The following is a 12,048-nucleotide window of genomic DNA, read 5'->3' on the forward strand; positions in this document are numbered from 1 at the left end:
GGCGGCGCTGGTCACGCCCGAATTCTTCGCCGGGGAGTTCGCCGCCGGGCGGCTGGCCACGCCCTTCCCGCTGACGGTCGACCGCGGCAAAGCCTATTGGCTGGTGCATGCGGCGGCGGGGCGGCACCGGCCGAAGATCCGCGCCTTCCGCGACTGGGCCCTGGCCGCCGTCCTGGCATGAAAGAGGGCCGGACATGAAAAGGGCGGCCCGGAGGCCGCCCTGATCCGTCGTGCCGGCGTCCCTGGTCAAGAGGCCGAGGCGTCCGCCGGCTGGAAGCCGAGGATGGTCTCGATCTGCCGGGTCACCGTGTCCATGTCGGCCATGCCGTCGACCGACTTCAGCAGGCCCTTGCCGCGATAGTAGGGGATGATCGGCGCGGTCTGGTCGCGATAGACGCCGAGGCGCTTGCGCAGCGTCTCCTCAGTGTCGTCAGAGCGCTTCTCGGCCGACTGGGCGGCGCGGTTGGCGACGCGGGCGAACAGCGCCGCCTCGTCGACCTTCATCTCGATCACCACCTCCAGCGCCTTGCCGTGCCGGGCCAGGGTCTCGTCCAGCCCCTCGGCCTGGCGCACGGTGCGCGGGAAGCCATCGAGGATGAAGCCGCGGTCGCAGTCGGGCTGGGCGATCCGCTCCGCGATCATGTCGAGCATGATCTCGTCGGTGACCAGGTCGCCGCGATCGAGGATCTCCTTCACCTGCCGGCCGAGCGGCGTGCCTTCGGCGATCGCCGCGCGCAGCATGTCGCCGGTCGAGAGCTGCTTCAGCCCGTAGCGATCCTCCAGCCGCTTCGCCTGGGTCCCCTTCCCTGCCCCCGGCGGGCCCAACAGGATCAAATTCATCGACGGCTCCCCCGCAGCTTCGACTTCTTGATCAGCCCCTCATACTGATGGGCCAGGAGATGGGAGTGGACCTGGGCCACCGTGTCCATGGTGACCGTGACCACGATCAGCAGGCTGGTGCCGCCGAAGTAGAACGGCACCGAATAGCTGGACGTCAGGAACTCCGGCAGCAGGCAGACCACCGTCAGATAGGCGGCGCCGATCACCGTGATCCGGGTCAGCACGTAGTCGATGTAGTCGGCGGTCGATTTGCCCGGGCGGATGCCGGGGATGAAGCCGCCATACTTCTTCAGGTTGTCGGCCGTCTCCTCCGGATTGAAGACGATCGCGGTGTAGAAGAAGCAGAAGAAGATGATCAGCGCGGCGTAGAGCGCCATGAACAGCGGCTGGCCGTGTGCCAGCTGCGTCGCGATCCAGGACACCCAGCCGCCGGCGCCTTCCGCCTGGTTGCCGGCGAAGCCGATCAGCGTCGCCGGCAGCAGCAGCAGCGACGAGGCGAAGATCGGCGGGATCACGCCCGAGGTGTTGAGCTTGAGCGGCAGGTGCGAGCTCTCGCCGCCGAACATGCGGTTGCCGACCTGGCGCTTCGGATACTGCACCAGCAGGCGGCGCTGCGCCCGCTCCATGTAGACGATGAAGAAGATCACCGCCACGCACAGCACCAGAAGCACCAGGATGACGAAGGGCGACAGTGCGCCCGTCCGGCCCAGCTCCAGCATCTGCACCAGGGCGTGCGGCAGCGAGGCGACGATGCCGGTGAAGATGATCAGCGAAATGCCGTTGCCGACGCCGCGCGAGGTGATCTGCTCGCCCAGCCACATCAGGAACATGGTGCCGCCGACGATGGTCACCACCGTGGTGAAGCGGAAATACCAGCCGGGATCGACCACCGCAGCCCCCATCGAGCCGTGCACGCTCTCGAGCCCGACCGCCAGCGCATAGGCCTGGGCCGTGGCCAGGACCACGGTGAAGTAGCGGGTGTACTGGTTGATCTTCTTGCGCCCGGCCTCGCCCTCCTTCTTCAGCGCCTCGAGCGTCGGCGACACCGCCGTGAGGAGCTGGATGATGATGGAGGCCGAGATGTACGGCATGATGTTCAGCGCGAAGATCGTCATCCGGCCCAGCGCGCCGCCGGCGAACATGTTCAGGATGCCGAGGAGGCCGCCGCCCTGCTGGGTGAAGATCTCCGACAGCACGCGGGGATCGATGCCCGGAATCGGCACATAGGTGCCGATGCGGTAGATGATCAGCGCGCCAAGGGTGAACCAGATGCGCTTGCGAAGCTCCGTGGCCTTGGCGAAGGCGCCGAAGTTCAGGTTCGCAGCGAGCTGTTCTGCAGCAGATGCCATGCAAGGCCTCGAATGAAAAAGGGCGGGGACTGCGAACATGCGCGGTCCCCGCCCTCCGTTTTACCCGCGTTGGACGGCGGCGTTAAGCCTGGGACGACGCCCCTGCGTCACTATCGACGGCCTCGGCCGGGGCCGGGGCGGTCTGGACCACCGAGCCGCCGGCCTTCTCCACCGCCGCGACCGCAGCCGCCGAGGCGCTGTGGACGTGCAGGGTGACCTTGGCCGAGAGCTCGCCCTTGGCCAGCAGGCGGATGCCGTCCAGCGACTTGGCGACCAGGCCGCCGGCGATCAGCGCCTCGGCGTCGACCGGCTTGGCCGCGTCGACGCGGCCGGCCTCGATCGCCTTCTGCAGACGGCCGAGATTGACCACGGCGTAGTTCGCCCGGAACTTCTTGTTGTTGAAGCCCCGCTTCGGCAACCGCATGTAGATCGGCATCTGGCCGCCTTCGAAGCCCTTGAGGGCGACGCCGGTCCGGCTCTTCTGGCCCTTGACACCACGGCCGCCGGTCTTGCCCTTGCCGGAGCCGATGCCGCGGCCGACGCGGATGCGCGACTTGCGCGCGCCAGCGTTGTCGCGGAGATCGTTCAATTTCGTCATGATTGCTCCTCAGGAACAGACGGGCCTCAGCCCGCCTGCTCGACCCGCACCAGGTGCTTGACCTTCTGGATCATCCCGCGGACCGCCGGAGTGTCCTCCAGCTCGCGGGTGCGATGCAGCTTGTTCAGGCCGAGGCCGATCAGCGTCTGGCGCTGGTCTTCCCGGCGGCCGATCGGGCTGCCGATCTGGGTGACGATGACAGTCGCCTTCTCAGCCATTCGCGGCCTCCACCACCTCGACGCCACCCTCGCGCTTGCCCTGGGTGCCGATGATGTCGGCGACGCGCTTGCCGCGGCGGGCGGCGACGGCGCGCGGGCCCTCGATCGCACGCAGCGCCTCGAAGGTCGCCTTGATCATGTTGTGCGGGTTCGACGTGCCGATCGACTTGGCGACGACGTCCTGGACGCCCAGCGCCTCGAAGATCGCGCGCATCGGACCGCCGGCGATGATGCCGGTGCCCTGGGTGGCGCTGCGGAGCTGGACCTTGCCGGCGCCGAAGTGACCCAGGATGTCGTGATGCAGCGTCCGGCCCTCGCGCAGCGGGACGCGGATCATGCTGCGCTTGGCCTGCTCGGTGGCCTTGCGGATCGCCTCCGGCACCTCGCGGGCCTTGCCCGAGCCGTAGCCGACCCGGCCGCGGCCGTCGCCGGTCACGACCAGCGCGGCGAAGCCGAAGCGCCGGCCGCCCTTCACCACCTTCGCGACGCGGTTGATGGAGACGAGCTTCTCGATCAGCTCCTCACCAGCCTCGCGCTCGCTCGGGCGCTTGTCGCCACGATCCCGCGGACCGCGCGTGTCTCTGCTTTCGCGTGCCATGCGCGTCCTCCTCAGAAGTCCAGGCCGCCCTCACGGGCGGCATCGGCTAGGGCCTTGACCCGGCCGTGATACAGGTAGTGCCCACGATCGAACACGACCTTGTCGACCCCGGCGGCCTTGGCACGCTCCGCCAGGAGCTTGCCGACGGCGGCGGCGGCCTCGATGGTGGCGCCGGTCTTCAGCGACCCGCGCAGGTCCTTCTCGATCGACGAGGCGGCGGCAAGGGTCTTGCCGGCCTGGTCGTCGATGACCTGGGCATAGATCTGCTTGGAAGAGCGGAACACGGACAGGCGGACCCGGCCATAGCGGGCCTGGCTCAGCTTGTGGCGGAGACGCTCCTTGCGGCGCTCGCGCAGCTCGTTGGTCTTGGTGGTCATCCCGGCCGTCCTTACTTCTTCTTGCCTTCTTTGCGCAGGATGGTCTCGGTGTCGTACTTGATGCCCTTGCCCTTGAACGGCTCGGGCTTCTTGTACCCGCGGATCTCCGCGGCCACCTGACCAACGCGCTGCTTGTCGAAGCCGGAGATCGAGATCGAGGTCGGCTTCTCGCACTTGATCGCGATCCCCTCGGGGATCGGATAGCGCACCTCATGGCTGAACCCGAGGGTCAGCACCAGCTCCTTGCCCTGGACCGCGGCGCGGTAGCCGACGCCGTTGATCTCGAGGTTGGAGGTGAAGCCCTCGCTGACGCCCACGACCATGTTGTTGATCAGGGTGCGGCTGGTGGCCCACATGGTCTGCGCCAGGCGCGACTGGCTCTTCGGCTCGACCTTGATCGAACCGTCCTCCATCGACACCTTGATCTCGTCGTTGACGAGAAGCTTGAGCTGACCGAGCTTGCCCTTGACCGAGACGTCCTGGCCCTGGACGGAGGCCTGGACCCCCGCCGGAACCTTGACGGCGTGCTTGCCAATTCGCGACATCGCCGGCCTCCTCAGAACACGCGGGCGAGGATCTCGCCGCCGACATTGGCGGCGCGGGCCTCGACGTCGGACATCACGCCGCGCGGCGTCGACAGGATGGAGATGCCCAGCCCGTTATACACCTTCGGCAGGTCCTTGATGCCGGAGTAGACGCGGCGGCCCGGCTTCGACACGCGGTCGATGCGCTTGATGGCCGGCTGGCCCTCGGCGTACTTCAGCTCGACCTTGATGGCCGAGAAGCCCGGCTTGACCTCATGGGTCTCGTAGCCGCGGATGTAGCCTTCGCGCTTCAGCACGTCGAGAACATTGGCCCGCAGCTTGGAGGCCGGAGTCTCGATCACGGCCTTGCCGACGCGCTGGCCATTGCGGATGCGGGTGAGCAGATCGCCCAACGGATCACTCAGCGACATGGTCCGTACTCCTTACCAGCTCGACTTGACCATGCCGGGGATCTGACCGCGCGAGGCGAGCTCGCGCAGCGCGATACGGCTCAGCTTGAAGCGGCGGTAGAACGCCTTCGGGCGACCGGTCAGCTCGCACCGGTTGTGGATGCGCACCGGGGAGGAGTTCCGCGGCAGCTCCGCCAGCTTCAGGCGGGCGGCGAAACGGTCTTCCATCGGCAGCGACTGGTCGTTGGCGACCGTCTTCAGGCGCTCGCGACGGCCGGCGAACGCCTTCGCCAGCTTCTCGCGGCGCTTGTTCTTCTCGACCGAGCTCTTCTTGGCCATGATCTAATCCTTGCTCGTTCAGCTGACGAACGGGAAGTCGAAGGCCTTGAGGAGTGCACGCGCCTCCTCGTCGGTCTTCGCGCTCGTCACGATAACGATGTCCATTCCCCGCACCGTCTCGATCTTGTCGTACTCGATCTCGGGGAACACGATCTGCTCCTTGACGCCCAGGGCATAGTTGCCCCGGCCGTCGAAGGCCTTCGGCGACAGGCCGCGGAAGTCGCGGACGCGCGGCAGGGCGATGTTCACCAGGCGGTCCAGGAACTCGTACATCCGCTCGCGGCGCAGAGTGACCTTGGTGCCGATCGACATGCCTTCGCGCAGCTTGTAGGTCGCGATCGACTTCCGGGCCTTGGTGGTCACCGGCTTCTGGCCGGCGATCAGCGTCAGCTCGGACACCGCAGCCTGGATCTTCTTGCTGTCGGCAACGGCGTCACCGACGCCCATGTTGATGACAATCTTCTCGATCCGCGGCACCTGCAGGTCGTTCTTGTAGGAGAACTCCTGCTTCAGCTTCGGCCGGACGACCTTGTCGTAGTGGGTTTTGAGACGAGCCATGGCCATCCTCACCGATCAATCACTTCGCCGGAGGCCTTGGCGACCCGGACCTTGCGGCCGTCTTCGAGCGTCTTGAAGCCGACGCGGGTCGGCTTGCCGCTCTTCGGGTCGACATGCGCCACGTTCGAGACGTGGAGCGCAGCCTCCTGCTCCACGATCCCGCCCTGCGTCTTGGCAGTCTGACGGGTGTGGCGCTTCACGATGTTCACGCCGCGGACGACGACACGCTCGTCGGCCGGACGCACCTCGATGACCTCGCCCTTCTTGCCCTTGTCACGGCCGGCGAGGACGACGACCTGGTCGCCTTTCTTGATCTTCGCAGCCATCACAGCACCTCGGGAGCGAGCGAGATGATCTTCATGAACTTCTTGGCCCGCAGCTCGCGCGTCACGGGCCCGAAGATGCGGGTGCCGACCGGCTCGCCCTGCTTGTTGATCAGCACGGCCGCGTTGCGGTCGAACTTGATCGTCGAGCCATCCGGGCGGCGCAGTTCCTTCGCGGTCCGAACGATGACGGCGCGATGCACGTCACCCTTCTTCACGCGGCCCCGCGGAATCGCCTCCTTGATCGACACGACGATGACGTCGCCGACGGTGGCGGTCCGGCGGTGGGAACCGCCCAGCACCTTGATGCACATCACCCGACGGGCGCCGGAATTGTCGGCGACGTCCAGGTTCGTCTGCATCTGAATCATGGTTTACGCTCCCGAAACAGCGGGGTCGGCCGACACGCCCAGGGCGCTGGCCTCGGACTCGGACAGGACGAGCCAGGACTTCCGCTTGCTGATCGGACGGGTCTCGATGATCGAGACGCGGTCGCCGACCTTGCAAGCGTTGGCCTCGTCATGGGCGAGGTACCGCTTGGTCCGCTTGATGAACTTCTTGTAGACCGGGTGCATCAGGTTGCGTTCGACGAGGACCGTGACGGTCTTGTCAGTCTTGTCGGACACAACCGTCCCGATGAGCACGCGCCGCGGCATGGCTCACTATCCTCTTACTTGGCGGGCGCGGCAGACTTGCCGCGCTCGCCCATGACGGTCTTGATGCGCGCGATGTCGCGGCGCACGACGCGGACCCGCGCCGTGTTCTCGAGCTGCCCCGAGGCCGCCTGGAAGCGCAGGTTGAACTGCTCCTTCTTCAGCGCCAGCAGATCGTCCTTCAGCTGGTCCGGCGTCTTGGCGCGGACGTCTTCGATATCCATGGTCAGACCTCCTCTCCAAGGCGGGCAATGAACTTGCAGGCGATCGGCAGCTTGGCGGCGGCCAGCGCGAAGGCTTCCTTCGCCAGGTCGCCGGGCACGCCGTCGAGCTCGAACATGACGCGGCCGGGCTTCACCTTGGCCGCCCAGAACTCCGGCGAGCCCTTGCCCGAGCCCATGCGGACTTCGGCGGGCTTCGACGAGACCGGCACGTCCGGGAAAATCCGGATCCAGACGCGGCCCTGGCGCTTGATGTGGCGGGTGATCGCGCGGCGGGCCGCCTCGATCTGCCGCGCCGTCAGCCGGGCCGGCTCCTGCGCCTTCAGGCCGTAGGCGCCGAAGTTCAGCGTGGTGCCGCCCTTCGCAACGCCGTGGATCCGGCCCTTGTGCTGCTTACGGTACTTGGTGCGCTTGGGACTCAGCATGATCCTCAGCCCTCCCGGCGCGAGTCGCGATCGCGATCGCGGCCACGACGGTCGTCACGACGCTCGCCACGCTCCGGCCGCGCCGAGGACGGGCCGGTGGCCGCCTCGGCCGCCCGCTTGTCCTGGGCCATCGGGTCATGGGCGAGGATCTCGCCCTTGAACACCCAGACCTTGACGCCGCAGGTGCCGTAGGTGGTCTTCGCCGTCGCCGTGCCGTAATCGACATCGGCGCGCAGCGTGTGCAGGGGCACCCGGCCCTCGCGGTACCACTCGGTGCGGGCGATCTCGGCGCCGCCGAGGCGGCCGCCGCAGTTGATGCGGATGCCCTGGGCGCCCAGGCGCATCGCGTTCTGCACCGCGCGCTTCATGGCGCGGCGGAAGGCGACGCGGCGCTCCAGCTGGCTGGCGATGTTCTCGGCGACCAGCTTGGCGTCGATCTCCGGCTTGCGGATCTCGACGATGTTCAGGCTGACCTCGCTGCCGGCCATCTTCGCCAGCTCCTGGCGGAGCTTCTCGATGTCGGCGCCCTTCTTGCCGATCACCACGCCCGGACGGGCGGTGTAGACCGTGACGCGCGCCTTCTTCGCCGGCCGCTCGATGACGATGCGGCTGATGCCCGCCTGGGCCAGGCGCTTCTCGAGGAACTCGCGGATCCTCAGGTCGGCATGCAGCAGGCCGGCATAGTCCTTGGTCGCGAACCAGCGCGAGTCCCAGGTCCGGTTGATGCCGACCCGAAGGCCGATCGGATTGACTTTCTGACCCATTACGCCGTCTCCCGCTCCCGGACGATGACCGTCAGGTTCGACCAGAGCTTCTCGATGCGGGACGCACGGCCGCGGGCGCGGGCGTGGAACCGCTTCATGACGATCTGCCGCCCGACATAGGCCTCGGCCACGTAGAGCCGGTCGACGTCAAGCTGGTGGTTGTTCTCGGCATTGGCGATCGCCGACTGCAGCACCTTCTTGACGTCGTCGGCGATGCGACGGCGGGAGAAGGTGAGCTCGGCCAGCGCCTTGGCCGCGTCCTTGCCGCGGATCGACTGGGCGACGAGGTTCAGCTTGCGGGGGCTGGTGCGCAGCGTCTTGGCGAACGCGCGCGCCTCGTTCTCCGCAAGGCGAGGGGGGTTCTTTTCCTGTCCCATCGCTTACTTCCTCTTCGCCTTCTTGTCCGCCGCGTGACCGTAGTAGGTCCGCGTCGGCGAGAACTCGCCGAACTTGTGGCCAACCATGTTCTCGTTGACCACGACCGGCAGGAACTTCTGCCCGTTGTAGACACCGAAGGTCAGGCCGACGAACTGCGGCAGGATGGTCGAGCGACGCGACCAGATCTTGATGATCTCGTTCCGGCCCGACGCGCGCGACTTGTCCGCCTTCTTGAGCAGATAGCCGTCGACGAACGGGCCCTTCCAAACGGAGCGTGCCACCGTCGCTCTCCCTTACTTCTTGCGACGGCGGATAATGAGCTTATCCGTCGCCTTGTTGCTGCGGGTCTTGCGGCCCTTGGTCGGCTTGCCCCACGGGGTGACCGGATGACGGCCGCCCGAGGTCCGGCCCTCACCACCACCATGCGGGTGGTCGACCGGGTTCATGGCGACGCCGCGGGTCACCGGCTTCTTGCCGAGCCAGCGGTTGCGGCCGGCCTTGCCGATCGACACGTTCGACTGGTCCGGGTTCGACACCGCGCCGACGGTGGCGAAGCACTCGCCGCGCACGACGCGCAGCTCGCCCGACGCCAGCTTCAGCTGGGCATAGCCCATGTCGCGGCCGACGAGCTGGGCGTAGGTGCCGGCGGAACGGGCCAGCTGGCCGCCCTTACCCACCTTCAGCTCGACATTGTGGACGATCGTGCCGACCGGCATGCTGCGCAGCGGCATGGCGTTGCCCGGCTTGATGTCCACCTTCTCGCCGGAGACGATCTTGTCGCCCGCAGCCAGGCGCTGCGGCGCCAGGATGTAGGCCTGCTCGCCGTCCTCGTAGGTGACCAGCGCGATGAAGGCGGTCCGGTTCGGATCGTATTCCAGGCGCTCCACGGTCCCGACCACGCCGAGCTTGCGGCGCTTGAAGTCGATGATCCGGTAGGTGCGCTTGTGACCGCCGCCCTGATGGTAGGCGGTGATCCGGCCGGTGTTGTTGCGACCGCCCTTCTTGGTCAGGCCTTCGGTCAGGGTCTTGACCGGCTTGCCCTTCCACAGGTCGGAGCGATCCACCTGGACCAGCTGGCGCAGGCCCGGGGTGATGGGATTGAAGGTCTTCAAGGCCATCGGATCAAACCCCCGTGGTCACGTCGATCTGCTGCCCTTCGGCGAGCGTCACGACGGCCTTCTTCACGTCCGAGCGCTTGCCCGGGAGGCCCCGGAAGCGCTTGGTCTTGCCCTTGGCGATCAGGGTGTTCACCGCGGTGACCTTGACGCCGAACACGCCCTCGACCGCGCTGCGGATCTCGGGCTTGGTGGCGTCGAGCGGCACCTTGAACACGACCTGGTTGTGGCCGGCGGCGAGCGTCGCCTTCTCGGTGATCACCGGCGCGCGGATGATGTCGTACATCCGCGGGGTGACGGCCGTGTCGGCCTTCTTCTTGCGGGAGCGGATCATTTCAGGCGAGCCTCGAGCTGCTCGACCGCCTGGCGCGACAGCACGAGGGTGTCACGGCGCAGGATGTCGTAGACGTTGGCGCCCTGGCTGGGCAGCACGTCGATGAACGGCAGGTTCCGGGCGGCGAGAGCGAAGTTGGTGTCGATCTGCTCGCCGGCCAGGATCAGCGCGGAGTCGAGCCCCAGCGCGGTCAGCTTGGCGGCGAGGCCCTTGGTCTTGTGGCTGTCGGCCACGACCGCGTCGACCACCACCAGCTTGCCTTCGGCCGCCTTGGAGGACAGCGCGTGGCGCAGGGCCAGCTTGCGGACCTTCTTCGGCAGGTCGTGCGCATGGCTGCGGACCACCGGCCCGAAGATCCGGGCGCCGCCGCGGAACTGCGGCGACCGCATCGAGCCCTGGCGGGCGTGACCCGTGCCCTTCTGCTTGTAGGGCTTCTTGGTCGTGCCGCTGATCTCGCTGATGCCCTTGGTCTTGTGGTTGCCGGAGCGGCGCTTGGCCAGCTGCCAGTTCACCATGCGGAAGAGCAGATCGGTGCGGACCTCGAGACCGAACACGGAATCGTCGAGATCGATCTCACCGGCGCTGGTGTTGTCGAACGTCTTGACGGCGATCTTCATGCTCAGCCCTCCTGGCCGGCGGCGTCAGCCGCGGGGGCCTCGGCAGCAGGCGTCTCGGTCGCCGCAGCGGCAGCCTTGCGGACCGCGCCCGGGAACGGGACGTCCTTCGGTGCCGGCCGCTTGGCCGCGTCACGGATCAGCACCCAGCCGCCCTCGGCGCCCGGGACCGCACCCTTGACCATGATCAGGCCGCGCTCGACATCGGTGGTGACGACGGTGAGGTTCTGCACCGTCACCCGCTCATCGCCGAGATGGCCGGCCATCTTCTTGTTCTTGAACACCTTGCCGGGATCCTGCCGCTGGCCGGTCGAACCATGCGACCGGTGCGAGACGGACACGCCGTGCGAGGCGCGCAGGCCGCCGAAGTTCCAGCGCTTCATGACGCCGGCGTAGCCCTTGCCGATCGAGGTGCCGGTGACGTCGACGATCTGGCCGGCCAGGAAATGGTCGGCGGTCAGCTCGTCACCGACGGCCAGCAGCGCATCGGCGCTGACGCGGAACTCGACCAGCTTCTTCTTCGGCTCGACCTGGGCCTTGGCGTAGTGGCCGCGAACCGCCTTGGAGACGTTCTTGACCTTGGCCGTGCCGGCACCGAGCTGCACCGCGGTGTAGCCGTCGGTCTCCTCGGTCTTCACCGCGACGACCTGGACGCCGTCGAGCTTCAGGACCGTGACCGGGACGTGCTGGCCCTCGGCGTCGAAAATTCGTGTCATGCCCAGCTTCTGGGCGATCAATCCGGAGCGCATCGTCACCGCCTCAGAGCTTGATCTCGACGTCGACGCCGGCCGCGAGGTCGAGCTTCATCAGAGCATCGACGGTCTGCGGCGTCGGGTCGACGATGTCGAGCAGACGCTTGTGGGTGCGGATCTCGAACTGCTCGCGCGACTTCTTGTCGACATGCGGCGAGCGGTTGACGGTGTAGCGCTCGATGTTCGTCGGCAGCGGGATCGGCCCGCGCACCCGAGCACCGGTCCGCTTCGCGGTGTTCACGATCTCGCTGGTCGACTGGTCGAGCACGCGATGATCGAACGCCTTGAGGCGGATACGGATGTTCTGACTGTCCATCGTTCTGTATCCGAGTGTTCTTGCCGAGAGGTGGAAAACCGGCTCATTCCGGCCCCCACATCGCGAACAGTCCAAAAAAAACTCACCCAAGCCGCGAGGGGGCTCGGGTGAGGCGCGTTTCATAACCGAACCCGATCCCGATGTCACCCCCGGAATCCCCGGTTGTGACGATTTCGTGATCGGGCCCGCCATGCGCGAAGCTCAAGGCTCAGCACCTCTCGCTTCTCTCATCCCGGGCCGCCCTTTCCGCTTCGCCTTCCGGCGGGTCGCGGAGGTACGGTCCTTGGTCCTTCACGGGCCGGGAGCCGAGGCCCCCGACCCATGATCCTTCAAGCCATCATC

At 67.1% G+C, this 12,048-nt stretch carries 23 protein-coding genes and 1 pseudogene; 1 reads left to right on the forward strand and 23 read right to left on the reverse strand.

Annotated elements, in window-relative coordinates; genetic code table 11:
• Positions 1-181, forward strand: a pseudogene (locus P409_RS38875) (LysR family transcriptional regulator); the annotation flags it as partial.
• 65 nt (positions 182-246) lie between these two features.
• On the opposite strand, the gene P409_RS13245 reads toward P409_RS38875, so the two are convergent.
• From P409_RS13245 to rpsJ, 23 genes are all read right to left on the reverse strand, one after another.
• A complete protein-coding gene (locus P409_RS13245; RefSeq protein ID WP_034836959.1) occupies positions 247-840 on the reverse strand; it encodes an adenylate kinase in 594 nt (197 codons plus the stop codon).
• Entirely contained in the window at positions 837-2,189 is a 1,353-nt protein-coding gene (secY, locus tag P409_RS13250; protein ID WP_034836962.1) for a preprotein translocase subunit SecY, read from the reverse strand. The genes P409_RS13245 and secY overlap by 4 nt, the downstream gene beginning before the upstream one ends.
• Before the next feature lie 82 nt (positions 2,190-2,271).
• Positions 2,272-2,787, reverse strand: coding sequence for a 50S ribosomal protein L15 (gene rplO, locus P409_RS13255; protein ID WP_034836967.1), 516 nt, complete (start codon positions 2,785-2,787; stop codon positions 2,272-2,274).
• A gap of 26 nt (positions 2,788-2,813) precedes the next feature.
• The gene (gene rpmD / locus P409_RS13260; RefSeq protein ID WP_034836970.1) at positions 2,814-3,005 is read right to left on the reverse strand and encodes a 50S ribosomal protein L30; all 192 of its coding nucleotides are present in this window, start codon (positions 3,003-3,005) and stop codon (positions 2,814-2,816) included.
• Entirely contained in the window at positions 2,998-3,603 is a 606-nt protein-coding gene (gene rpsE / locus P409_RS13265) for a 30S ribosomal protein S5 (protein WP_034836973.1), read from the reverse strand. The genes rpmD and rpsE overlap by 8 nt, the downstream gene beginning before the upstream one ends.
• Before the next feature lie 11 nt (positions 3,604-3,614).
• Positions 3,615-3,980 (reverse strand): 50S ribosomal protein L18, encoded by a 366-nt coding sequence (gene rplR / locus P409_RS13270; RefSeq protein WP_034836977.1) that lies wholly within the window; start codon positions 3,978-3,980, stop codon positions 3,615-3,617.
• A gap of 11 nt (positions 3,981-3,991) precedes the next feature.
• Positions 3,992-4,525 carry a 50S ribosomal protein L6 gene (rplF, locus tag P409_RS13275; RefSeq protein ID WP_034836981.1) on the reverse strand — a complete coding sequence of 178 codons (534 nt, stop codon included), beginning with the start codon at positions 4,523-4,525 and terminating at the stop codon, positions 3,992-3,994.
• An 11-nt stretch (positions 4,526-4,536) separates the two neighbouring features.
• Complete coding sequence (gene rpsH, locus P409_RS13280) at positions 4,537-4,935, reverse strand: 30S ribosomal protein S8 (protein WP_034836984.1); 399 nt, start codon at positions 4,933-4,935, stop codon at positions 4,537-4,539.
• 12 nt (positions 4,936-4,947) lie between these two features.
• Positions 4,948-5,253 (reverse strand): 30S ribosomal protein S14, encoded by a 306-nt coding sequence (rpsN, locus tag P409_RS13285; protein WP_034836987.1) that lies wholly within the window; start codon positions 5,251-5,253, stop codon positions 4,948-4,950.
• Positions 5,254-5,271: 18 nt separating this feature from the next.
• Positions 5,272-5,811: a 50S ribosomal protein L5 gene (gene rplE, locus P409_RS13290; protein WP_052120543.1), complete on the reverse strand. Its 540-nt coding sequence runs from the start codon at positions 5,809-5,811 to the stop codon at positions 5,272-5,274.
• Between the two features lie 8 nt (positions 5,812-5,819).
• Entirely contained in the window at positions 5,820-6,140 is a 321-nt protein-coding gene (gene rplX, locus P409_RS13295) for a 50S ribosomal protein L24 (RefSeq protein ID WP_218823581.1), read from the reverse strand.
• Positions 6,137-6,505 carry a 50S ribosomal protein L14 gene (gene rplN, locus P409_RS13300; protein WP_026873847.1) on the reverse strand — a complete coding sequence of 123 codons (369 nt, stop codon included), beginning with the start codon at positions 6,503-6,505 and terminating at the stop codon, positions 6,137-6,139. The genes rplX and rplN overlap by 4 nt, the downstream gene beginning before the upstream one ends.
• A 3-nt stretch (positions 6,506-6,508) precedes the next feature.
• Positions 6,509-6,790, reverse strand: coding sequence for a 30S ribosomal protein S17 (rpsQ, locus tag P409_RS13305; protein ID WP_034837000.1), 282 nt, complete (start codon positions 6,788-6,790; stop codon positions 6,509-6,511).
• Between the two features lie 14 nt (positions 6,791-6,804).
• Positions 6,805-7,011 carry a 50S ribosomal protein L29 gene (gene rpmC / locus P409_RS13310; protein WP_034837004.1) on the reverse strand — a complete coding sequence of 69 codons (207 nt, stop codon included), beginning with the start codon at positions 7,009-7,011 and terminating at the stop codon, positions 6,805-6,807.
• A 2-nt stretch (positions 7,012-7,013) separates the two neighbouring features.
• A complete protein-coding gene (rplP, locus tag P409_RS13315) occupies positions 7,014-7,433 on the reverse strand; it encodes a 50S ribosomal protein L16 (RefSeq protein WP_034837008.1) in 420 nt (139 codons plus the stop codon).
• Positions 7,434-7,438: 5 nt separating this feature from the next.
• Positions 7,439-8,197, reverse strand: a complete 759-nt coding sequence (gene rpsC / locus P409_RS13320) for a 30S ribosomal protein S3 (protein ID WP_034837012.1) — start codon at positions 8,195-8,197, stop codon at positions 7,439-7,441.
• Positions 8,197-8,574: a 50S ribosomal protein L22 gene (rplV, locus tag P409_RS13325; protein ID WP_034837015.1), complete on the reverse strand. Its 378-nt coding sequence runs from the start codon at positions 8,572-8,574 to the stop codon at positions 8,197-8,199. The genes rpsC and rplV overlap by 1 nt, the downstream gene beginning before the upstream one ends.
• A gap of 3 nt (positions 8,575-8,577) precedes the next feature.
• Positions 8,578-8,856, reverse strand: coding sequence for a 30S ribosomal protein S19 (gene rpsS / locus P409_RS13330; protein WP_026873853.1), 279 nt, complete (start codon positions 8,854-8,856; stop codon positions 8,578-8,580).
• A gap of 12 nt (positions 8,857-8,868) precedes the next feature.
• Positions 8,869-9,693 (reverse strand): 50S ribosomal protein L2, encoded by an 825-nt coding sequence (gene rplB, locus P409_RS13335; protein WP_034837018.1) that lies wholly within the window; start codon positions 9,691-9,693, stop codon positions 8,869-8,871.
• A 4-nt stretch (positions 9,694-9,697) separates the two neighbouring features.
• The gene (locus tag P409_RS13340) at positions 9,698-10,024 is read right to left on the reverse strand and encodes a 50S ribosomal protein L23 (protein WP_052120541.1); all 327 of its coding nucleotides are present in this window, start codon (positions 10,022-10,024) and stop codon (positions 9,698-9,700) included.
• Complete coding sequence (gene rplD / locus P409_RS13345) at positions 10,021-10,641, reverse strand: 50S ribosomal protein L4 (protein ID WP_034837021.1); 621 nt, start codon at positions 10,639-10,641, stop codon at positions 10,021-10,023. The genes P409_RS13340 and rplD overlap by 4 nt, the downstream gene beginning before the upstream one ends.
• Before the next feature lie 2 nt (positions 10,642-10,643).
• The gene (rplC, locus tag P409_RS13350) at positions 10,644-11,387 is read right to left on the reverse strand and encodes a 50S ribosomal protein L3 (protein ID WP_034837024.1); all 744 of its coding nucleotides are present in this window, start codon (positions 11,385-11,387) and stop codon (positions 10,644-10,646) included.
• A 10-nt stretch (positions 11,388-11,397) separates the two neighbouring features.
• The gene (gene rpsJ, locus P409_RS13355; protein ID WP_026873858.1) at positions 11,398-11,706 is read right to left on the reverse strand and encodes a 30S ribosomal protein S10; all 309 of its coding nucleotides are present in this window, start codon (positions 11,704-11,706) and stop codon (positions 11,398-11,400) included.
• Positions 11,707-12,048 lie beyond the last annotated feature (342 nt).

It is taken from the genome of Inquilinus limosus MP06 (assembly GCF_000767795.1).
Classification (GTDB): domain Bacteria; phylum Pseudomonadota; class Alphaproteobacteria; order DSM-16000; family Inquilinaceae; genus Inquilinus; species Inquilinus limosus_E.